The following is a 20,922-nucleotide window of genomic DNA, read 5'->3' as shown; positions in this document are numbered from 1 at the left end:
ATGACGTGGGTCGCCGCAGTCGCACGGTTGCGAGCACGCAGGGAGCCCGGCGTGCTGGTGACCGTCGCGACCGTGCGCGGCCACGCCCCGCGCGGCGCAGGCGCGAAACTCGTCGTGGGGGAGAGCGAGACATGGGGCTCGATCGGTGGCGGCAACGTCGAGGCCGTCGCGATCGACCGGGCCAGGGAATTGATGGCCGCGTCCAAGCCGGAGCCGGAGCTGATGGATTTCGCCCTGAACGACAAGGTGACCAACCAGCATGGCGTGCAGTGCTGCGGCGGCACGGTCTCGGTGTTGCTCGAACCGCTCGCGGTGGTACGGGCGGTGGCGATCTTCGGCGTCGGGCACGTCGGCCTCGAACTGGCGCGCATCCTGGCACGTCAGGACCTCGACCTCCATCTGATCGACACCCGCTCCGAGATCCTGACCGAGAAGCGGCTCGGTGTGCTGGCGGACGCGGTGGGGCAGGTGCACGTGCATCACACGCCGCTGCTGCCCGAGGAGGTCCTCGCGGAGCTGCCGCGCGGCACCCACGTCCTGATCATGACCCACGACCACGCCGAGGACGCCGCCCTGTGCGACGCCGCCTTGCGCACCTCTCATCTCGGCTCCATCGGGCTGATCGGGTCGGCGGCCAAGTGGGCACGGTTCCGCAACCGCCTCGTCACCGAGGGTGGTCACGACGGGGCCACCATCGATCGGATCAAGACCCCGATCGGGCTTGCGGACATCACGGGCAAGGAACCCGCGACCATCGCCGTGAGCGTCGCCGCGGATCTGCTGCGGACGTTCGAGACCGAGGGGGACTGATTCGCGATGAGTTTCACCATGGTTTGCGGTCTCTATCCCTGACGGGCGATCCATCGCACTCAAGGAGAGCATCATGGCCGCTACCTATACGTTCGACGTCTTTTCCAGCCTTGACGGCTTCGGCGGCGCCGGCGGCGACTGGACCGGCTACTGGGGCAAGCAAGGGCCCGAGCTCCTCGACCACCGCCTCGCCCTGTACGACGAGGAGCAGCGGATGGTCTTCGGGGCCAACACGTATCGGTTGTTCGGGCAGATGCTTGCCTCGAGCACCGAGGAGTCCGACGTACGTGATCCATGGGTGACACGGATGAGGAACCTGCCGACGACGGTGGTGTCGAGCACGCTGGAAGGACCCCTCGACTGGCCGGACGCGAACGTCGCGAGCGGCGACGCCGTCGACGTCGTCGCCCGGCTCAAGAAGGAGTCCGATGTGCCGTTGCGCTCGCACGGCAGCCTGTCGATGAACCGGGCGCTGATGGCCGCCGGTCTGGTCGACCGGGTCCAGGTGACGCTCTTCCCCGTGATCACCGGTCGGACCGGCCTCGACCCGATCTTCGGGGGCGCGGCCGACTTCGACCTCGAGCTGATCGAGCGCCGGACACTCGACGGCCACATCCAAGAGCTCGTCTACCGGCCCACCCTGCACGCCTGAGCGCATCCCCGGGCTCCCTCCCGTCCGGGTGGGGGCCCGTCATGTCTCGGAGCAGCTCTCCGCCACCTTCCGCAGGAGTCGGCCCACCTCCGGGTGGACGACGTGATGATGACCTCCCATCGGGATGTTGTCGGACCGGAAGAGCGAGGAGGCGTCCACGTTCGTGTAAGGCATCTCGCTCAGATTCTGCTTCTCCGCGTCGTCGAGCGTGGTGTTGGGAGGGCCGTCGATGCCCTGGATGCCGTCGAAGCCCAAGGCTCCCCACTTGCGGCTCATGGTCGCCATCTCGGCCGAGTCGCCGACCATCTGGGACGACAGCGGATACATCACGCCCAGGTGCGTGTCGAGATGGGAGAAGGTGCAGATCAAGGGCCCGTTGACCAGGCGTCGCTGATTCCACAACGCGCCGTGTCCTGACACCTGTTGGGGCAGACTGTCGGCAAAGACGAAGTGCGACATCTCCGCCTGCAGAAGCGTCAGGGACGCGACCATGACCGAGTCCGAACCGCTCGTCTCCAGGCCGCGCAGCGCGAATCCGGCCACGCGGGCCCCCAGCCCGTGGCCGACGAGATGGATCCGCGCCTCGCTCGCGTCCACCAGCGCCGCGAGACAGGGACCCAGACCCGCCTGCCCGACCACTCCCGCCCGGCGGCGCAGCACATGGCGCACCACTTGGCGGAACAGCTCATGAGCCCCGCACCACAGGTCCGCGGAGTCCTGGTGCCGACGGTCCCGACCCACAGGGCCGCCGGCGGCAACCGTGCCCGTCCTGCTCACCCGGTCGCTGAGCGGCGTGGCCGGCCTGTGTCCCGCCACCCGGGCCTCGGGGAGGGTGCCCGCCCTGGACACCGGGGAAGCGGAATCGCCGGTCCCGGCCTCGTGACGGGCGGGCTCGCCCGCCTTCTCGTCGACTGAACCGGTCGCGTCAGCAGAGTCGTTCAAGTCACCCAGCGCGCCCGCGAACTCGCCGCACATCGTCTTCGTGTCCTCGAACAGCATGAGCGGGTCGGTCTGCGGCAGCACCTCGCCCTCCGTGTCGGCGGCGAACAAGGTCAGCGGATCCTGCAAGGGGGTCTCCGCGATCCGACGCAGGGCCGATCCGAGGTCGTCGAACGCCCCCTCGTGCGGGGGGCGGCCGTTCAGCAACCCGGCGATCTCGGCCAACAGAGAGGCGCTGTCGGGCAGATGCCGCACCAGATCGTCGCTCATCGCCTCGCTGAGGCCGGGGCACGCCTCACGTTCACGCGTCGCCTCGTGCTCCGCGACACCCGGGATGCCCTCGTCCCTGAAACACAGGGACGGCCACCCCACCGCGAGACAGCCGACCGTGGCCGCATCGTCTCCCCACGCCTCGGCGAGCATCCCGCGGAACGCGTCGTCGGCGGCCTTGGCCACCGCCTCGTCGTTGTGGGCGCCGTGCACCAGCACGTACAGGTCCCGTACCCCGCTGTCCTGCACCGCCTCGTGCACTCTCTGCACCTCGGCCTGATCGAACTCCGCCCGTCGGCCGAAGTGCAGAGCACCGAAGTCGTGAAACGCGTTCTGTTGCGACATGACTCACTTCCGTAAGGCGCCGCTCATGCGGCTGTCCGATGGAGCGGAGCGGGCCTGTTGGCATGAGGCACCGTCGCTGAGGGCGCGACCCGCCGGGCGAAGAACTCCTGGTTCCCACCCTGGCGCGGCGCACTCGCGGTACGGCACGGATGTACGCAGTTTCTACGCCGCTGATGCTCATGAGGAGCAGACGGAACCCCGCCGGGCTCCTCGTCGGTGGAGCGGGAGCGTCACATCAGCGGCGGCTGTAGTCGATCCAGGTGCTCGGCCGCTCTTGCTGGCCGGGGCCGGGCCGCGTGTAGTCGCACACGCCCTTCGGGAAGGCCTTGCGCAGCCGCGCCCTCTCGGCCGTGGTGAAGCGCACGCGGTAGTCGGCGAAGTCCAACGGCCGCAGAGCGCACTTGAGCGTGGACTCGGCCAGCGGCTCGCCGGCCCGCAGCCGCGGGTCCGCGCCGATCGGGTACTCATCCGCGCACGGCCCGCTCGCCGGATAGGTCAGCGGGGCGTTGACGCGCTTGTCGGGGGTCAGGTAGCACCCGTCGGAGAGTCCGGTGGGCTTGTTCGCGATGACCTTCGCCTGCTTGTCGCGCGATGACCCGTCGGCTGCGATGGCCGTCAGCCACCGGTCCATCGACTTCATTACGTAGGCGTCCGCGGTCTGCGTCTCACCCGGCGTCGGCTTGCTCTGGATGATCACGTGGTTGGCCGAGGTTCCGTTGGCCGCGGCAAGCCGCGCCCGTGTGACGTACGACCACTGGGCCGTGTGGACGTCGAGGGGCACCTCGTCCATGTAGATGCGGTGGTCGATGATCGGCGTGCTGCGCAGCCCCAGCCGCATGCCGTTGAGCTGGTTGTCGCGGTAGGCCGCCTTCAGCGCCCGCGGGTCCGCCTGCGAACGCCGGGCCACCGGCGCGCCCTTGTCGTCGAATCCGCCGACGGCGGAGTTGAGCGCGACGAACTGGGCCGGGCTGATCTCTTTGCTCTTGAGCGCTTCGAGGCCGTACTGCACGCCGACGTTGTCCAGGGTGCTGCGCACGAAGCCGGTCTCCGGGTCGCGGCCGAACTGGGTGGCGTACGCCTCCATCAGCGTGCACTTCACGCCGCCGGGGTTGGCCGTGGCGTTCCACAGCGCCGTGACGGGGATCGCCTTGTCGCAGCGCTTGGTCGGGGTGCGCAGGTCGAGGGTCCGGTCCGCGCCGATGCAACTGCCGTAATCGAGCAGTCCGGTCACCGCGTCCCGCTGCTTCGGGGTGAACGAGCTCCCGGCTCCGGCGAAGTAGCGTACGAGCAGCTTGCAGTCGGCGGCGAAGCTCTTCTCTCCCGTGAACACGTCCGGGAAGCCGACCATGGGAATGATCCCGTCCAGGATGCCCGGGTAGGAGTCGGCGATCGTGAACTGCTGGATGCCGCCGCCGGATCCGCCCCAGCCGATGGTGTGCCTCACCGGTCCGTAGGTCTCGACGAAGTGCTCCTTCACCATCATCGCCGTCTCCGCCGAGACGGGGATGCTGCAGTTGGTCTCCAGGACGTTGAGGGTGGAGGAGGCGACCGCGTAACCCTGGGACAGGAAGGTGTCGTTGAGTACGCCGCCGGTCTGCGCGCCCTGGTGGTGCCCGCCCGAACAGCCGCCGCCGAAGCTGTAGACCAGCCGGCCGTTCCAGTTCTTCTGCCGTCTCAGGGGTGTGGGATCGGTGCCGTCGTGGAGCGCGGCGGTCTCGTAGACGGCGCGGTTGATGGTGCCGGTCTCGACGCGGACGATGTAGGGCACCTTCCGTCCGCCCACGGTCGCGGTGACAAGGTCGGCCGGGCGCTGGTCCGGGTCAGCGAGCGGAGCGAACGTGCCTGCCTTGCTGCGGTACTTGTAGCCGACCTTGGTCGGCGCGGAGCAGTACGGCTGCTTCGCGGGAGCGAGGCCGAACGCGGTCGTCTCGCAGTAGAACGGCATGGCCCGCCGCCCGGAGAAGATGGGGCCGGTGGCCCGGTGATTGGTCACCGTGCGGGTCGCCGTGCGGCCACGGGACTCGGCGGTGACGTGATTGCGGCCCGTCTTGAGGTCGGTGACCAGGCCGAGCAGGGTCCCGTCGGGCTGCCGCTCGAAGCCGTCGGCCGCGCGCCCGTTCACCGTCACCCGCACCGGGTCCTCCTGGCCGGCCGTCGTGATCCGCAAGAGCGCGTCCCCGCCGCTGGCGATGGCGCGGTCCGGGGTCGAGGCGAGAGCGATACGGGGCGGGGGCCGATCCGCGCCCGCCGCCGCATCTGCCGGCGTCAGGGTCGCGGCCGCCAGGACGGCGCAGGTGAAGGTCACCATGCGGCGCAGGGTGCTGTGCATACGTGGTCCTCTCCGGTCAGGAGTCTTTAGTCAGGGGCATGACATACGGTTCAGTTGACCGAGCGGTCCTTGTCCGTCCAGTACGGTCTGCGCAGCTCACGCTTGAGGACCTTGCCCGCGGGCGAGAGCGGGAGCTCGGTGACGAACTCCGCCGTGCGCGGGGCCTTGTAGCCGGCGATCAGCGTCTTGCAGTGCGCGCGCAGCTCCTCGGCGGTGGCCGTGGCACCGGACTTGAGCGTGACGACGGCGTGGACCCGCTCGCCGTACGTGTCGTCGGGGACGCCTATCACGGCGCAGGACGCGACGGCGGAGTGCTGGGCCAGGGCGTTCTCGACCTCGACCGAGTAGACGTTCTCGCCGCCGGTGACCACCATGTCCTTGATGCGGTCGACGATGTAGAGGTAGCCGTCGTCGTCCATGTACGCGCCGTCCCCGGTGTGGAACCATCCGTCCCGCAGCGCCGCCGCGGACTCCTCGGGCTTGTCCCAGTAACCGCTCATGACGTGCCCGCCGCTGATGGCCACCTCGCCCACCTCGCCGCGCGGCAGCTCCACCCCGTCGGGACCGACGACCTTGACCTCGCAGTGGGGTGCAGCCCGGCCCGCGGAGCGCAGCCGGGAGCCCGTGATGTGGTCGGCGCCGGTGAGCAGGGTGGCGACGGGTGCCACCTCCGTCATCCCGTACGCCTGGGTGAATCCGGCCGAGGGGAAGGCGGCCATGGCACGCTCGAGCAGCGCCTCGGGCATCGGCGACGCGCCGTAGAGGCAGCGCTGGAAGCTGGACAGGTCATGGGCGCCGCGGTCCGGGTGGTCCACCAGCATCTGGATCATCACCGGGGGCAGCATGGCGGCGGAGACCCGGTGCTGCTCGATGGCCCGCATCGCGGCCACCGGTTCGTAGGCGGGGATGATGACGTGGACGCCGCCGACGAGCATCTGCATGTTCCAGGCGGCAAGGGCCGCGAGGTGGAACATGGGGGCGGCGTGCAGCATCCGGCCGCCGGGCAGCGCGACGTGACCGCCGGCCTGGCTGCCGAGCGAGGAGACGATCATGTTGGCGTGGCTGAGCATGACGCCCTTGGGGAAGCCGGTGGTGCCGCCGGTGTAGAAGACCCCGGCGAGCGTGTCGCCGCCGTGTCGGCCGTCCGCCACCGGATCGGCGCCCTCCAGCAGTTCCTCGTACGACAGCAGGCCGTCCGGCGTGGGCTGCTCGCCGCAGTGCACCATGACGTCCAGGACGTCACGCAGCTGGTCCACGAGCGGGGTGAAGGCGTCGTCGACGAGCAGGACGCGCGTGCCCGACTGCTCCAGGCCGTAGCGGATCTCGGGCGCCGCCCAGCGGATGTTCACCGGGTTCACGACGGCGCCGATCCACCAACTGGCCATCAGGTACTCGACATAGCGGTCGGAGTTGAGGGCGAGCATGGCGATACGGTCACCCGGCTCGACCCCGAGCTCGCGCAGCGCGCCGGCCAGCCGGGCGATGCGCCCCGCCGATTCGCGCACCGTGCGTGTCCGGTCGCCGAAGACGGTGAACGGCGCGTCGGGGGACTGCTGGAGCGCCCGGTGCAGGGCCTGGGTCAGGTACATGGCCGTCCGTCCTCGAGTGAGCGCGCGATGAGCTCCTTCATGACCTCGTTCGCGCCGCCGTAGATCTTCTGGGCGCGGGCGTCGGCGTACATGCGGGCGATCGGGTACTCACGCATGTAGCCGTAGCCGCCGAACAGTTGCAGGCAGCGGTCGATCACCTGGCACTGCACGTCGGTGAGATACCACTTGGCCATCGACGCGGTGGCGGCGTCGAGCTCGCCGCGCAGATGGCGCTCGACGCACGCGTCGGCGAAGACCCGGCCGACCCGCGCGAGCGTGGCGCACTCGGCCAGCTCGAACCGGGTGTTCTGCAGCTTGATCAACGGCTCGCCGAAGGCACGTCGCTCCTTGACGTGGGCGATGGTCTCGGCCACCGCCCGCTCGGTGGCGACGACGGCCATCACCCCGATGATCAGCCGTTCCTGCGGCAGTTGCCGCATGAGCTGGGCAAGGCCGCGGCCCTCGACGCCCAGCAGGTTCGCCGCGGGCACCCGCACGTCGTCGAAGAACAGCTCCGAGGTGTCGGCGGCGTGCATGCCGAGCTTGTCGAGCACCCGGCCGCGCCGGATGCCGTCGGTCACGACGATCAGCGAGAGCCCCTCGCCGGTGTGGGCTGCCACGATGACCAGGTCGGCGGAGGCTCCGTTGGTGATGAACGTCTTCGACCCGGTGAGTACGTAGTCGTCGCCGTCGCGCACCGCCTTCGTCCGGATGCCCCGCAGGTCGGAGCCCGCTCCCGGTTCGGTCATCGCGATGGCGCCGACCAGTTCGCCGGAGGCCAGGGCCGGCAGCCAGCGCCGCTTCTGCTCATCACTGCCGTAGGCGAGCAGGTAGTGGGCGACGATGCCGCTGTGCACGAAGTTGCCCCAGCCGGTGTCTCCGGCCCTGCCCTGCTCCTCGAAGACCGCCAGGTCGGCGTCGAAACCCGCACCGCCCCCGCCGTACTCCTCGGGGATCGAGCAGCACAGGAGCCCCAGCTTGCCTGCCTTGTGCCACACCGCGCGATCGACGAGCCGGTCGGGATACGGCGTGACCTCGTCGGCCAGGAACTTGCGCGTGGTCTCGCGCAGCAGAGCCAGCTCACTCATAGCCGCCACCGCATACCAGTACCTGTCCGCTGACGTAGTCGGACTCCGGCAGGCACATCAGATAGACCGCACCCGCCGCCTCCTCGGGCGTGCCGCCCCGGCCCAGCGGGATCATGCGGGCCATCGCGGCGAGCAGATCGGGGTTGACCCCCACCTTGATCTCCTTGCCCTCGACCTCGATCTCCCCGGCCCCCGAGGTCAGCCGGGTCTCGATCAGACCGAAGGCCACGGCGTTGACGTTGACTTGGTAGCGGCCCCACTCCTTGGCCATGGTCTTGGTCAGGCCGACCACGCCCGCCTTCGCGGCGGAGTAGTTCACCTGCCCGGCGTTGCCGCCCAGGCCCGCGATCGAGGAGATGTTGACGACCTTGCGGTGGTGGGCGACCGGATGTGCCCTGAGATACGGCTGCGCGGCGCGCAGCAGCCGGAAGGGCGCCTTGAGATGCACGTCGAGGATGGTGTCCCACTGCTCGTCGGTCATCTTCTGTACGACGTTGTCCCAGGTGTATCCGGCGTTGTTGACGATGATGTCCAGCGCGCCGAACGACTCGGTGCAGACGCCGACGACCCGCTCGGCGAAGCCCTCCTCGCTCACGCTGCCCGGGCAGGCGACGGCCTGACCGCCGGCGGCCTTGATCTGGGCCACGGTCTCGTCGGCTGGCCCGGCGTCGAGGTCGTTGACGACGACGGACGCGCCCTCCGACGCCAGTTTCAGCGCGATGGAACGGCCGATGCCGCGGCCCGATCCGGTGACGACGGCGGCACGGTCACTGAGCTTGCTCACAGTTCTCCTTCGATGATCGCGCTGCCGCGCAGGGTGACGGTGCCGTCCTGGAGCGACACCACGAGGTCCAGATGCGTCAGACCGTCCTTGACCTCGGCGACACGCGCCTCGCACAGGGGCTGGGCCAGGACAGGGGTGATCGAGGTGAAGCGGACCTGGTACGAGCGGATGCGCTGTTGCGGGACCAGGTCGGTCAGCAACCGCCCGAGATGGGCCATGGAGAGCATGCCGTGCGTGAAGACGTCGTCGAAGCCGGCGTTCCTGGCGGCGTCGAGGTCGATGTGGAGGGGGTTGTGATCGCCCGATGCTCCCGCGTACAGGGCGAGCGTCGTCCGGTCCACCGGCGGCAGTTCGAGCTTCACGAGGTCACCACCGTCGTCGAGGCGAGGTCCGCGATCGGTGTGCCGCCCCGGGTGACCTCCGTCGTGCGCACCAGAAAGCGCAGCGCCTTCTTGGTGTAGTCGGCGGTCATCTCGGAGCTGAAGCTCAGCTCGTCTCCGGCGTAGGCCATGGAGTGGTAGACGAAGGTCTGCTCGCCGTGCAGCAGCTTGCCCAGGTCCACACCGAGGGCCTTGAGGTGGCCGAGGGGGTCGGCCGCTTCCTTCATCTCCTGGCAGAACAGGTAGGTGGGCGGCACCGGGAGATCGCGGTGGCCTGCCTTCCTGGCCGCCTCGACATCGGTGTAGACGGGATCCTGCTGGCCGGTGACCCGGGCGAAGAACAGCAGGTCGCTTCGGTGGATCATGAAACCTTCCCGAGCCTTTCGTAGAGGGTGACGACGCAGGCCCCGCCCAGGCCGATGTTGTGCTGCAGCGCGAGCCCGGCCCCGTCGACCTGGCGCGCGTCCGCCCGGCCGCGCAACTGCCAGACCAGCTCGGCGCACTGGGCGAGGCCGGTGGCGCCCAGAGGGTGGCCCTTGGAGAGCAGGCCACCGCTGGGGTTGGTGACGACCCGGCCGCCGTAGGTGTTGTCGCCGTCGAGCACGAACTTCTCGGCGGTGCCTTCCGGGGTCAGGCCGAGCGCCTCGTAGGTGATCAACTCGTTGGTGGTGAAGCAGTCGTGCAGCTCGACCACCGGGATGTCGAGGGGGTCCACGCCGGACGCCTCGTAGACGGAATGCGCGGCGCTCTTCGACATGTCGTATCCGACGACCTTGATCATGTCGCCGCCGTCGAACGCGTCGAACGCGTCGGCCGTGTCGGTGACCATCGTCTGGGCCCTGATCGTCACATCCGCGGTCAGGCCGTACCGGCGGGCGAAGTCCTCGCTGCACAGCACGGCTGCCGCTGCGCCGCAGGTGGGCGGGCAGCACTGCAGCCGGGTCAGCGGGCCGTAGATGTACGGGGACGCCAACACCGCCTCCAGCGTGACCTGTTCACGGAAGACGGCGTAGGGATTGTGCGCCGCGTGCGCGCGGGCCTTGACCGAGATCCGGGCGAACGTCTCGGGCCGTGTGCCGTGGCGCTCGGCGTAGGCCCGGCCGGCCCCGCCGAAGAACTGGGCGGCGAAGGGCGCCCGTTCGTCCGTTCCCTGGATGGCGGCCATGGTGTCGGTGCCGCGCGCCAGTGGTGCGGGACGGTCGTCCCAGAAATTCTTCAGCGCACCCTTCTGCATCTGCTCGAAGCCGACGGCCAGTACGCAGTCGGTGGCGCCGCTCTCGACCGCCTGCCGCGCGAGCCATAGCGCGCTCGACCCGGTGGAGCAGTTGTTGTTGACGTTGACCACGGGGATCCCGGTCAGTCCGATCCCGTACAGGGCGGCCTGGCCGCAGGTCGAATCGCCGTACACATAGCCGACGTAGGCCTGCTGGATCCGTTCGTATCCGATCCCGGCGTCGGCGAGGGCGGCCCTTGCGGCTTGCTCACCCATCACGTCATAGGAGTCGCTCGCGCCCGGTTTGGCGAAGGGCACCATGCCCACGCCGAGCACCCGCACACTCATGTCCGCCCCTTCCAGTGGCTAACTGGAATTAACTTAGGGGCGTAAGTGCGTTGATAACAAGGGTCATGCAGAGCGCTCGTGTGGACTCAGATCGGCTACCAGCAATTAACTTGCACGTGTGGCGGCGATCGGCGGCAGGAAGTGGGATGGACCGCAAGTGAACCTGCGCTAGCCTGGCCGAATGAGCAGCCGCCCTGTCAGACGCCCCCGGGACCGCAGGGAGACGATCATCAGGAAGGCGGCTGAGCTCTTTCACGAGAAGGGCTTCCACGGCGTCTCCCTGGCGGAGATCGCCTCCGCGGTCGGCATCTCGGCGCCCGCCCTGTACCGGCACTTCAGCGGCAAGCCCGATCTCCTCGCCAAGGTGCTCTCGGACACCTACGACCGCCTCCAGGTCGTGGTGGGCGCCGCGGACAGCGCGGAGGACGCGATGCGCGGCCTGGCCGAAGTCGTGGCCGAACGCAGGGAACTCGCCGTGCTGTGGCAGCGAGAGGCGCGCCATCTCCCCGAGGACCGCAAGGGCGAGACCCGGCAGCAGATGCGCGACCTCGGCGACAGCATCGCCCTTCTCCTCCGCCGGGACCGGCCGGAGCTCTCCGAGGCGGGTGCCGACGTGCTGACCTGGGCAGCGCTCAGTGTGTCCGCCAGCCCCGGCCATCACGGCGTGGTCTGCTCCACCGGCCGGCTTCAGGAGCGGATCGCGGAGCTGTCGGTCACGTTGCTCCGCCACGGCGTCGTGCACGACGACGAGCCCGCCGCGCCGGCGCCCGGCACGGGTGGCGGCCTTGCGCTGGCCTCACGCAGAGAGACCCTGGTCGGCGCGGCCACCAAGCTGTTCGGCACCAGGGGCTTCCATCAGGTCAGCCTCAACGACATCGGCGCGGCCGCCGGGATCGCGGGGCCGAGCGTCTACAAGCACTTCTCCAGCAAGGGCGAGATCCTCTTCGAAATGCTGAACCGGGGTGCGGCGGTGCTGCAGCTCGGGGTGGCCAGGGCGATGTCCACCGCACGCACGCCGGAGGAGGCGCTCGACGGGCTCGCGCGCGGCTACGTGGAGATGTGCAGCGCGCACACCGACCTGATCGCCGCCCTCGTCACCGAGGTGCTCCACCTACCCGACGACCAGCGCCACACGATCCGCCGCATCCAGCACGAGTTCGTGGCCGAGTGGGTCGAGCTCCTCTCCAAGGTCCGCCCGGAACTGGACCAGACGGACGCCCAGCTGACCGTGCACGGCGTGCTGGGCATGATCAACGACGTACTCAGAATCCCACGCTTCCGTACCCGGCCCGGCCTGGAGGAAGAACTGACCGGCCTGTCCCACCTGCTTCTGATCGGCCGCTGACACACGCCGGGGCGCGGGCTCACCAGGAAACGGGCAGCGTCTTCACCCCGTACACAATGCTCCCCGTGCTGAACTCGATCTCCTCCTCCGGCACCGCGAGGCGCAGTCCGGGCAGTCGGCGCAGCAGCGTCTCCACGATGATGCGCAACTCGGCGCGCGCCAGCGGCTGTCCGAGGCACTGATGGACACCGAAGCCGAAGGCGAGATGGCGGCGTGCGTCGCGCGTGAGGTCGAGCTGTGAGGGGTGGGCGCAGCCCTCAGCGCCGAACAGGGCCTCGTCCCGGTTGGCGGTGGACAGCATGCAGATCACCGCGTCGCCTGCGGCCAAGGACGTCCCCGCGATCTCCACGGGCTCCTTGGCCACCCGGGCAAGACCCAGATGGATGATCGTGAGGTGGCGGAGCAACTCCTCGACGGCCGCCGGGATCAGCTCCGGGCGCTCGCGCAGCAGCGTGGCCTGCTTCGGGTCGCGCAGCAGCGCCAGGGTGCACATGGCGCTCATGTTGGCCGTGCTCTCGTGGCCGGTGACCAGGAGCAGGAAGCCCAGGGATGCGGTCTCCTGCGGGGTGAGGTCGTCGCGTGCCACCAGCCGGCTGAGGATGTCGTCACCGGGCTTTCGCTGCTTGTCGGCGGCGAGTTGAGCCAGGTAGGACATGAGCTCGTGGTGGGCGCGGGCGGCCTGTGCGTGGGTGGTGCTGTTGTCGAGGAGGGTCCGGCTCAGGGACTGGAAGAGGTCGTGGTCCTGGTACGGGACGCCGAGCATCAGGCAGATGACCAGGGACGGGACCGGCAGCGCGAAGTCGCCGACCAGGTCGGCAGGCGCGCCCTTCGCAACCATGCGGTCGATGGCCTCGTCGACGATGCGCTGGATGCCGGGCCGCAGTGCCTCGATGCGCTTCACCAGGAAGTCCTTGGTGACCATGCGCCGCAGTCGGGCGTGCTCGGGGTCGTCCATGCGGATGAAGCTCGGTCTGGCGGTGGCCAGTTCACGCTGGCCCGGGGAGAGGAAGGGGAAGCCGGGGGTGCGGGCGTCGGCGCTGAAGCGGGCGTCGGCCAGGACGGAACGCACTTCCTGGTATCCGGTGATCAGCCAGCACGGCGAGCCGTCCGGCAGCACGGTGCGGGTGAGGGGCCGTTCCGCCGCCGCCTCCAGGTAGGCGGGCGGTGGGTCATAGGGGCAACTGCCGTATGCCGCCGGGAGGGTGAGGGCGGGTGCCGTGGAGGTGAGTGACATGGGGCAGGGCTCTCCGTGGGTGGGGGAGGGGTGAGGGCTTACGACTTGGGCGTGAGGGTGATCGCCCCACCGGGACACAGCGCGGCGGCAAGCCGGAGGCTGTGCTGCGCCGCCGATGCCCGGTCCCGATGTCCGGGGCGCAGCATGACGAGGCCGTCGTCGTCGTTCTGCTCGAAGACATCGGGCGCGGTGATGACGCACTGGCCCGAGCTGCAGCACAGCTCGCGGTCGACGCGTACGTCGAAGACCTGGTCCTCCGGCGCCGCGTGGGCGTGAGCGTGAGCGTCGGTGTGGGTGTGGGCGTGGTCCGGCAGTTCGGTGGTGGCCCCGCGGCTGTCGAGAGCGGCTTCCGCACGGCCGGGAGCTGCGCCGGGGCCGTCGGGCGGCGTACGCAGGGTGCGCAGAGTCATGCACATCATGGCCGACTGCCCTGCCAGGACCAGGAGTTCGACCAGCTGGTCGGAGCGCAGCCGCCGGGCGAGGCGCTCCCATGCGGCATCCGGTACGTCGGCGCGGTCGGCCAGTGCGTCGACGGCCTGGAGCAGCGCCAGGTCGTCGGGGTCCCAGGCGTGGGTCTCCAGTGGTGCGGCGGTGGCGGCCGTCTCCTCGGCGCACAGTCCCGCGTGCCCGGCCTGGGGCGTGTGGCGGTCGTGGACGAACCCGGAGTCGAGGCGGTGTGCGGTGCGCAGGATGGTCAGTTCGCGATCGCGCGCGGACAGGGTGCCGTCGTGGGTGAGGATCCGGGCGAGCGCCAACCAGGCCTCGGCCAGCGGCAGATGATGGGCCAGGGTGCCGAACAGGTTGATCCGGCCGGGACCGTCCTTGCTGGACGCGTCCAGTACCGCGTGCAGGGCGGGCGGCCACTCCTCCGGAGGTACGGGGGCGATGCGGGGCTGCCTGTCGGAAGGGTCCCCGGGCGTGTCGGCGGCGAGGGTCCGGGTCCGAGCGGGGGAGGAGAGAGTCATCGTGGGGCTCCGTACAGAGGGCGGGTCGGTCGGCACGAGGCGCGCGGCGGTTTCACCATTCGCACAGGACCAGGCCGCTGCTCGCGCCACTGGCGAAGCCGAACAGGCCCACCAGGTCGCCGCGTCGCAGCCTGCCTGCCTGGAGAGCGGTGGCCAGCTGGAGGGGAATGGTGTTGGTGGCGACGTTGCCGTGGGTGGGGAAGGTGGTCAGGATCTGCCCGGGATCCACGCCGACCCAGTCGCAGGCGACCTTGGTGAAGGCCACCGAAGGCTGGTGGATGCAGGCGAGGTCCAGGTCGCCTGCCTTCACCCCGAGGTCGTGCAGGGCGCCGCGCACCTTCTCGGGCATGCCCTCGAAGGACGCCACCAACGCGGCGGAGTCGATGCGCAGATGGCCCAGGGTGCGGTGCTGGGCGTAGGGATTGGGCAGTGTCGCGGCCTGCCAGCCCCAGGAGTTGGCGAAGAACCGGCTGCCGAGGATGCCGGGCCGCTCGGCGGCCTCGACCAGGACGGCGGACCCCATGTCGCCGGTGCTCAGGCTCGGCAGCGCGTGCAGGACGTCGGCGGCGTCATCCACCGACCAGCGGCTCTCGCGGGTGCTGACCTCGCCGGTGGTGACGAGGACGCGGCGGTACCGGCCGGTCCTGATGAACGCGTCGGCGACCTCCAGGGCGTTGAGCACGCCGTTGCAGGCGTTCTTCAGATCGAAGACGGGACAGCCGAGGCCCAGCTTGGCGGCGACGACATGGGCCGTGGCCGGTTCCTCCATGTCGGCGAGGATGCCGGCGAACAGCAACAGGTCGATGTCACCCGGTTCGGTGCCGTGCTCGTCGAACAGGGTGCGGGCGGCGTGTGCGGCGAGGTCGGAGGGCTGCTCGTCGGCGGGCGCGACGCAGCGGCTCTGGAGCCCGTACATGTGCCGCAGGACGCCGGGGGACAGGGTGATGCCGGGGTTGTGGGCCCGGAAGCGGTCCTCGGCCTCGGCCACGGTCTGCCGGCCGGGAGGAATGTGGACGCTGGCGTGGGCGAGCGCGCTGTACACGGTCACAGGGGAGGTGACTTTCTGAGGGTGGAGAGGTAGGTGCGGGGAGGTGGCGCGGGGTCAGGGCGCGCGCAGGACGAGCACCACGTTGTGCCCGCCGAATCCGAAGGAATGGCTGGCCGCGGCCCGTACGGTCTGCCGGCGGGGCCGGTCAAGGACGCAGTCCAGGGGGAACGCGAGCGTGTCGGTCGTGAGGTTGGCGACGGGCGGGACGGCGGAGTCGCGGATCGTGAGGGCCGTCAGGGCCGCCTCGACGGCGCCGGCCGCGCCGAGGCTGTGCCCGAGGACGCCCTTGGCGGAGGTCACGGTGGGCCCGTGGGGCAGGACACGCGCGATGACATCGGCCTCGGTCCGGTCGTTCAACGGGGTCGATGTGCCATGGGCGTTGACATGATCGACGTCCCCCGGCGCGAGCCCGGCCTCACCGATGGCGGTGCGCAGCGCCGCCTCCGCCATCGCGCCGCCGGGCGCGGGTGCCGTGGGGTGGTGGGCGTCCGAGCTCAGTCCGACGCCGGCGAGCTGGGCGTACTGTTGCTGCCCGCGTGCTCTCGCGTCCTCGGTGCGTTCGAGTACGAGGACGGCAGCGGCCTCGGAGATGACGAAGCCGTCACGGTCGGCGGCGAACGGCCTGGAGGCCTTCGAGGGATCGTCCGTACGGGAGGAGAGAGCGCCCATCCGCTGGAAGCCGGCGGTCACGACCGGGCTGATCGCGGCCTCGGTGCCGCCGGCCACCGCGATGTCGCAGGCACCCGAGAGCAACAGGTCACGGGCGACGGCCAGGGCGCTGGCCCCCGAGGCGCAGGCGGTTTCCGTGGCCAGGGAAGGCCCGCGTGCGCCCAGGTCGAGCAGGACCTCGCCGGCGGCCATGTTCGAGATCAGCATCGGGATCAGGACGGGGGACACCAGGTCGGGGCCCGCCTGCATGCGCAGGGTCTGCTCCTCCAGGTGGGCCGCGCCGGCGAGACCCGAACCGATGACGACGGCAACCCGCGCGCCGTCCCAGTGGGCCGGATCCAGGCCCGCGTCGGCCACCGCCTCACGCGCCGCGAGCACGGCGAGCTGGGAGAACCGGCCCATCCGCCACGCCTTGCCGCCGCCGATCCTGGCCTGCTCCGGGGTCATCTCCGGGATGCGGCAGGAGAAGTCGACCGGAAGTGCCTTGAGCTGGGGATCGCGGGCTGCCGTGGACTCACCGCGCAGTACGCCCGTCCAGGTCGCCTCGCGGCCTACACCGGCCGGGGTGATGAGCCCCAGGCCGGTGATGGCGACCGCACGGTTGTCAGCCGTCACAGCGCGCCTGCCGCGGTGCTCTTGGCGGCCAGGGTGGCGGTGAGCTCGGCGACCGTGGTGCTCTTGGTCGCCTCGTGCTCCTGCACCTCGACGGCCAGCTCTTCCTGCAGAGCCAGGGCGAGTTCGGCGAGGGCCAAGGAGTCCAGGTCGAGGCTCTCCAGCGTGGCCTCGGGGAGGATGAGGTCCTGGGGGACCTCGAACTTTCCGGTCAGTACGGAGTGGATCGCGGTGTCGATCGAAGACATGGCTGTGCCCTTCAGATGATGGAACGGGTTACAGGGAGCGGGAAACATGGGAGGGGGAGAGCAGCGGAGCGCTAAGTGCCGGAAGGACGGAAAGTGCGGGAGGCGCGGGAGAACTGCCGCTCAGGCGGAGCGCATTGAGCCACCGACGCCGTGGACCGACGGAACCGGGGCGAGGCGGGGCCACAGCAGGGCGGCGGAGCCCCAGGTGAGCCCGGCTCCGAACGAGGTGAGCAGGACGCGTTCCCCGGTATGGAGGCGGCCGTCTCCGGCTGCGTCGGCCAGTGCCAGCGGAATGGAGGCGGCCCCGGTGTTGCCGACGCGGTCGATGTTGGCGATCTGCCGGCCGGCGGGCAGCGGGATGCGGTCGGCCACGGCGCTCAGGATGCGTGCGTTGGCCTGATGCGCCACGAACCGGTCGACGTCGTCCACCGACCAGCCGACGTTCTTCAGCAGCACCTGTGAGGAGAGCGTCATGCGGGTGACGGCATGTTGGAACACGTCACGTCCTCGCATCCGGAAGTGCAGGTCCGCCGGGGTGTAGCGGTCGGGCGCCGAGCGGGCGAGCGCGCCACCGCCCGGCACTTCGATCAGGTCATGGCCTGCGCCGTCACTGCCCAGGTCGAAGCCGAGGATGCTGCCCGGCTCGCCCAGTTCGCCGCGGCGCAGCACCACCGCTCCCGCCCCGTCCGCGAAGACGACCCCGGCACCACGGTCGTCCGGGGCGATCAGCGTCGAGTACACCTCGGCCGCGACGACCAGGACCCGGTGGGCGATCCCTGCCCCGATCACACCGGCGGCGGTGGCGAGCGCGTAGACGAATCCGCTGCACGCGGCGGCCACGTCCCAGGCCGCGACCTGGCCGAGGCCGAGCCGGTGCGCCAGTTGCGGCGCCATGGCGGGCATCGGCCGGTCGGGGGTGGACGTGGCCACGATGACCGCGTCGACGGGGTGAGGGTTGACCGCGTCGAGCCCGTGGAGGGGCGCGGCGGCGGCCACATCGAGTGCGCGGACCGCGGCCTGGAGTGCGAGGTCACCGGTCGACACTCCGGGGGCGACCCAGTGGCGTGTTCCGATGCCGGTGCGACGGCGCACCCAGGCGTCGTCGGTCTCCCAGGCGGGGGGCAGCTCGTTGTTGTGCACCGCTCGCGGCGGCACGACACCGGCGAGGCCCTCGAGCACAGCCGTTCGCCGGCTCCGCCAAGGAGCATCGCTGAGCCTCAACTCGCCTGTAGAGCACAAGAGTTCGCCAGACACCCACACCTCACCCGGGATCGCGTCCTGCTGGAATCGGCATGACCTTATGGGCGCAAAGGATCTTGGGAAGAATGACGTGGTCTTCGAACGAAAGACCTAGGCGCGGGAATTGCCGGTGATTGCGCAGCTCACACGGGCCGATGCAGGAACGTTACGGCCGCTGCGCCGAACGGGAGTCACGCCAAGGGGTGAAGATTTGCCGCTATTGCGGTGCAGGCATGACGCCGAGGGGAGCCGAGGGGAGCGGCAAAGCAGGAGGGCAGGAGACGCCTGGGGCGTCCTCGTCCCGGTCAGTCAACGACCGGCCCGGCCTGCGATGCCGACGCCGGTACCGGGATGTTGTTGAACGTGTTGAATTCGGTGGGCGGGAAGTCGGCGCCCGCCTGTGGCGAGGAGCCCTGACCAGGTGCTGAGCCGCCATGACGGGCAGGACGTCCGCGGACGGCGTCCGCCTCGGTGGTGCTCGGCCGGGACGGACCGTGAACGGCGAGGAGCTGCGCGACAAGCAAGGGATCGTTCATGTCTCCATGCTCGACGACGCGTTCGGCGCGCGCATGTCGTGGCGTCGCACGGCGCGCCGCTCAAGCCGGTTGCGCCGAGCGGATGCGGGCGATCTCCCGGGCGGCCCTGACCGAGGCGATGGTGGCGTTCATCTCCGCGGCGGCATCCGCGGCAGCCGACATCGCCTCGCTGTGGCCCTCGGCGTGGTGCAGCCAGCCTCTGGCGAGCAGCGTGAGCAGGACCGCGCGCGCTTCCTGCACGGGCCGCGCTTCGAGCGACGCGGTGAGCGCCGCGTGGGCCTCACCTGGTTCACCGAGGCGATGCAGCACGGCGGCCTCCTGATAGTGCAGGGCCGCCGCCGAGTAGACCGCGAAGGGATCCTCGCCGCCGGCGTCGTGCGGCAGTAACCGGGACGCGGTCTCCAGCCAGTTCAGCGCGGCCGGCCGCTCCCCGGTCGCCGCGTACACCCGGGCCGCCTGCGCGGCGACGTAGGCGCGCACCGGGCTCGACGTGTGGCGGGAGACCTCCAGGGCGCGGTTCAGATATCCCGTCGCGAGGGCGGTCCCGCCCTGCAGCAGGGCGCTCTCGCTCAACTGCCGCAGTGCGATGGCCTGGACGGCCTTGTCCTCCGCATGGTCGGCGAGCGCTTCGGCGGCGGTCAGCGCACCCTGCGCCTCCTGGGTGCGGCATGCGTCGGTGTAGCTGCCGGCCAGCAGAACGGCGGTGCGTGCGACATGCACGAGGCCCGCCCTCGACTCCGCCCCCATGAACGGGGCGCCGCCCCCGGGGCCGAAGGCGGACTGCAGGTAGGCGAGCAGCACCGGCCCGGTGTGTCTTCCGCCCAGAGCGGCTGTCTGCCCCACGAAGAACCGCTCGGCCCCTCGCCAGAGCTGCTCGTGCCAGGCGGGAACGCTGCGGTCCTCGCTGTCGGGACGGGGACGCTGTTCGGGTACGCGGGTGCGGGGTGCCCCGTCGCCGCTTTCGGGCTCCTGGCCGCTGTTCGTGTCGAGGCCGGGGATGGCGGCGATGAGTGCGGCCGCGCCTTTGAGTGCCGGTGGCCGCCTGTCGGCAAACCCCAACTCCACCGGCGTGATCAGACGCCCGAGCCGTTGTGTGAAGAGCCCGCACAGCAGCTCGGGCACCGGACTGCGAGGGCGGGAGCCGCGCACCCAGTGCGCCACCGTCGTCCGGTCGTAGGTGGTCCCCAGATCGCGTCGGCACGCGTCCGAGTTGACGCGGCGGGCCAGCGCTTCGTACGTCCAGCCGGCTTCTCGGATCAGGCTCAGCAGGGAGTCGTTCGGCGTAACCATGGACTCACTCCGTCACTACGAGGGCGGGAGAGCGGGAGGAACCTCTCCCCGGCTCTATGAACCTCCCCCGGCCCAACGGGCCCGTCGGCGTACGGTTTCGCGCCTCCCGGATCCCTGCACGACAGTTCCACGACCGTGGTCGAGGGCAGCGGTACCGGACCGGTCAGCCGGCGAACGCTGCCCGGAAGTACGGGCGTGTGAGGTGAAGCACAGTGATCACGCGTGGGCCCGAAACGGTCAGAAGACGGAGCGTGAGCAGAGCGAAACGGGCACGGCCGCCCCGTGGTGCTCCGCGCCTCGGACACGGAGTGTGGTGCGTCAGATACTCAGGAGTCAGATGTCGCGGTCGCGAACTGCGGCGATTGATGCCAGGTGGCGGAGGCGTCGGGCATTCGCGGAGGCATATACATCGGCGCGTTTACCGCACCGGGTAAGGCGCCCCGAGCGCCACTTGTGAAGTGTGGTTCTGCTTCCGCTTGCCACAAAAAGAGAGTCTGGTGCGGGCTACACCCGCTCGGTTACTGTTGGCCGGGCGAGGGGCCAGGGGTATCGCGTTTGATCCGGCCGTGCCCCCTCGTCCGCACACTGAATCGGTCTTCTCGGAGCGCCGCTCCTGTGGTCCTCCGTATCGATCCCGGCGACTGCTCGGGGCCTATATATAGGAGGGATGAGCATGCGCCGGTCGCGACGTAAGGCCCGGCACTCGCAGGCGTGTCGCCTTGGCTAACATGTGAAGACCAAAGGGTGCCGTTCCTGCACCCGAACGCAATTCACTGTGTTCCTGAACGGGTTATGTCGCTGAGCACCTCTCGACTGATGCGTGGCGAACCCTGACCAACGCGGAAATCGAACCCGGCCTGCGCCTCGTGGAGTCGGCCGGGGGTTAGTGCGCCGCTCTTCGTGCGCCCCGCGCCCGTATCCGCGCCCGTCCCCTCACCAGCGTTGCGCACCACTCGGCCGATGGAGTCTTGAGCGGTGCGACAGGCGTC

Annotated in this window: 19 protein-coding genes; 3 read left to right on the top strand and 16 right to left on the bottom strand. The window is 70.1% G+C overall.

All coding sequences use genetic code 11. The annotated features are described in order from the left end of the window. Nucleotides 1-810: a xanthine dehydrogenase accessory protein XdhC gene (gene xdhC / locus AC07AG_RS28050; RefSeq protein WP_478758795.1), complete on the top strand. Its 810-nt coding sequence runs from the start codon at nucleotides 1-3 to the stop codon at nucleotides 808-810. A 73-nt stretch (nucleotides 811-883) separates the two neighbouring features. Continuing rightward, complete coding sequence (locus tag AC07AG_RS28045; RefSeq protein ID WP_478758740.1) at nucleotides 884-1,462, top strand: dihydrofolate reductase family protein; 579 nt, start codon at nucleotides 884-886, stop codon at nucleotides 1,460-1,462. A gap of 39 nt (nucleotides 1,463-1,501) precedes the next feature. Here the strand turns inward: AC07AG_RS28045 and AC07AG_RS28040 are convergent, their stop codons facing one another. From AC07AG_RS28040 to AC07AG_RS28005, 8 genes are all read right to left on the bottom strand, one after another. Next, nucleotides 1,502-3,016: a hypothetical protein gene (locus AC07AG_RS28040; RefSeq protein WP_478758738.1), complete on the bottom strand. Its 1,515-nt coding sequence runs from the start codon at nucleotides 3,014-3,016 to the stop codon at nucleotides 1,502-1,504. A 235-nt stretch (nucleotides 3,017-3,251) separates the two neighbouring features. Further along, nucleotides 3,252-5,345: a DUF6351 family protein gene (locus AC07AG_RS28035; RefSeq protein WP_478758736.1), complete on the bottom strand. Its 2,094-nt coding sequence runs from the start codon at nucleotides 5,343-5,345 to the stop codon at nucleotides 3,252-3,254. Between the two features lie 50 nt (nucleotides 5,346-5,395). Further along, entirely contained in the window at nucleotides 5,396-6,934 is a 1,539-nt protein-coding gene (locus AC07AG_RS28030; RefSeq protein WP_478758734.1) for an acyl-CoA synthetase, read from the bottom strand. After that, nucleotides 6,925-8,022 (bottom strand): acyl-CoA dehydrogenase family protein, encoded by a 1,098-nt coding sequence (locus tag AC07AG_RS28025; RefSeq protein ID WP_478758733.1) that lies wholly within the window; start codon nucleotides 8,020-8,022, stop codon nucleotides 6,925-6,927. Before AC07AG_RS28025 ends, AC07AG_RS28030 begins: the two co-directional genes overlap by 10 nt. Beyond that, nucleotides 8,015-8,806, bottom strand: coding sequence for an SDR family NAD(P)-dependent oxidoreductase (locus AC07AG_RS28020; RefSeq protein ID WP_478758731.1), 792 nt, complete (start codon nucleotides 8,804-8,806; stop codon nucleotides 8,015-8,017). The genes AC07AG_RS28025 and AC07AG_RS28020 overlap by 8 nt, the downstream gene beginning before the upstream one ends. Continuing rightward, on the bottom strand, nucleotides 8,803-9,168 hold the full coding sequence (locus AC07AG_RS28015) for a MaoC/PaaZ C-terminal domain-containing protein (protein ID WP_478758729.1): 366 nt from the start codon (nucleotides 9,166-9,168) through the stop codon (nucleotides 8,803-8,805). The genes AC07AG_RS28020 and AC07AG_RS28015 overlap by 4 nt, the downstream gene beginning before the upstream one ends. Then, the gene (locus AC07AG_RS28010) at nucleotides 9,165-9,551 is read right to left on the bottom strand and encodes a MaoC family dehydratase N-terminal domain-containing protein (protein ID WP_478758728.1); all 387 of its coding nucleotides are present in this window, start codon (nucleotides 9,549-9,551) and stop codon (nucleotides 9,165-9,167) included. The genes AC07AG_RS28015 and AC07AG_RS28010 overlap by 4 nt, the downstream gene beginning before the upstream one ends. Further along, nucleotides 9,548-10,747, bottom strand: coding sequence for a lipid-transfer protein (locus AC07AG_RS28005; protein ID WP_478758727.1), 1,200 nt, complete (start codon nucleotides 10,745-10,747; stop codon nucleotides 9,548-9,550). The genes AC07AG_RS28010 and AC07AG_RS28005 overlap by 4 nt, the downstream gene beginning before the upstream one ends. A 181-nt stretch (nucleotides 10,748-10,928) precedes the next feature. Between AC07AG_RS28005 and AC07AG_RS28000 the strand changes: the two genes are divergently transcribed. Further along, nucleotides 10,929-12,092, top strand: a complete 1,164-nt coding sequence (locus tag AC07AG_RS28000; protein WP_478758725.1) for a TetR/AcrR family transcriptional regulator — start codon at nucleotides 10,929-10,931, stop codon at nucleotides 12,090-12,092. Nucleotides 12,093-12,111: 19 nt separating this feature from the next. Here AC07AG_RS28000 and AC07AG_RS27995 read toward each other — a convergent pair whose 3' ends face one another. The 8 genes from AC07AG_RS27995 to AC07AG_RS27960 form a co-directional block, all read right to left on the bottom strand. After that, nucleotides 12,112-13,326 (bottom strand): cytochrome P450, encoded by a 1,215-nt coding sequence (locus AC07AG_RS27995; protein ID WP_478758724.1) that lies wholly within the window; start codon nucleotides 13,324-13,326, stop codon nucleotides 12,112-12,114. A 38-nt stretch (nucleotides 13,327-13,364) separates the two neighbouring features. Then, nucleotides 13,365-14,291, bottom strand: a complete 927-nt coding sequence (locus AC07AG_RS27990; RefSeq protein ID WP_478758722.1) for a 4Fe-4S domain-containing protein — start codon at nucleotides 14,289-14,291, stop codon at nucleotides 13,365-13,367. Nucleotides 14,292-14,343: 52 nt separating this feature from the next. Continuing rightward, on the bottom strand, nucleotides 14,344-15,339 hold the full coding sequence (locus tag AC07AG_RS27985) for a 3-oxoacyl-ACP synthase III family protein (RefSeq protein WP_478758720.1): 996 nt from the start codon (nucleotides 15,337-15,339) through the stop codon (nucleotides 14,344-14,346). Nucleotides 15,340-15,393: 54 nt separating this feature from the next. Then, on the bottom strand, nucleotides 15,394-16,623 hold the full coding sequence (locus AC07AG_RS27980; RefSeq protein ID WP_478758718.1) for a beta-ketoacyl-[acyl-carrier-protein] synthase family protein: 1,230 nt from the start codon (nucleotides 16,621-16,623) through the stop codon (nucleotides 15,394-15,396). Beyond that, nucleotides 16,620-16,868 carry a phosphopantetheine-binding protein gene (locus AC07AG_RS27975; protein ID WP_478758716.1) on the bottom strand — a complete coding sequence of 83 codons (249 nt, stop codon included), beginning with the start codon at nucleotides 16,866-16,868 and terminating at the stop codon, nucleotides 16,620-16,622. Before AC07AG_RS27975 ends, AC07AG_RS27980 begins: the two co-directional genes overlap by 4 nt. A gap of 120 nt (nucleotides 16,869-16,988) precedes the next feature. Next, on the bottom strand, nucleotides 16,989-18,047 hold the full coding sequence (locus AC07AG_RS27970) for a beta-ketoacyl-ACP synthase III (RefSeq protein WP_478758714.1): 1,059 nt from the start codon (nucleotides 18,045-18,047) through the stop codon (nucleotides 16,989-16,991). A gap of 365 nt (nucleotides 18,048-18,412) precedes the next feature. Next, nucleotides 18,413-18,643, bottom strand: coding sequence for a hypothetical protein (locus AC07AG_RS27965; RefSeq protein ID WP_478758713.1), 231 nt, complete (start codon nucleotides 18,641-18,643; stop codon nucleotides 18,413-18,415). Nucleotides 18,644-18,703: 60 nt separating this feature from the next. Then, nucleotides 18,704-19,933, bottom strand: a complete 1,230-nt coding sequence (locus AC07AG_RS27960; RefSeq protein ID WP_478758712.1) for a hypothetical protein — start codon at nucleotides 19,931-19,933, stop codon at nucleotides 18,704-18,706. Nucleotides 19,934-20,922 lie beyond the last annotated feature (989 nt).

This window comes from Streptomyces sp. NPDC044044 (assembly GCF_056434405.1).
This window is presented reverse-complemented; position numbering and strand designations above follow the sequence as displayed.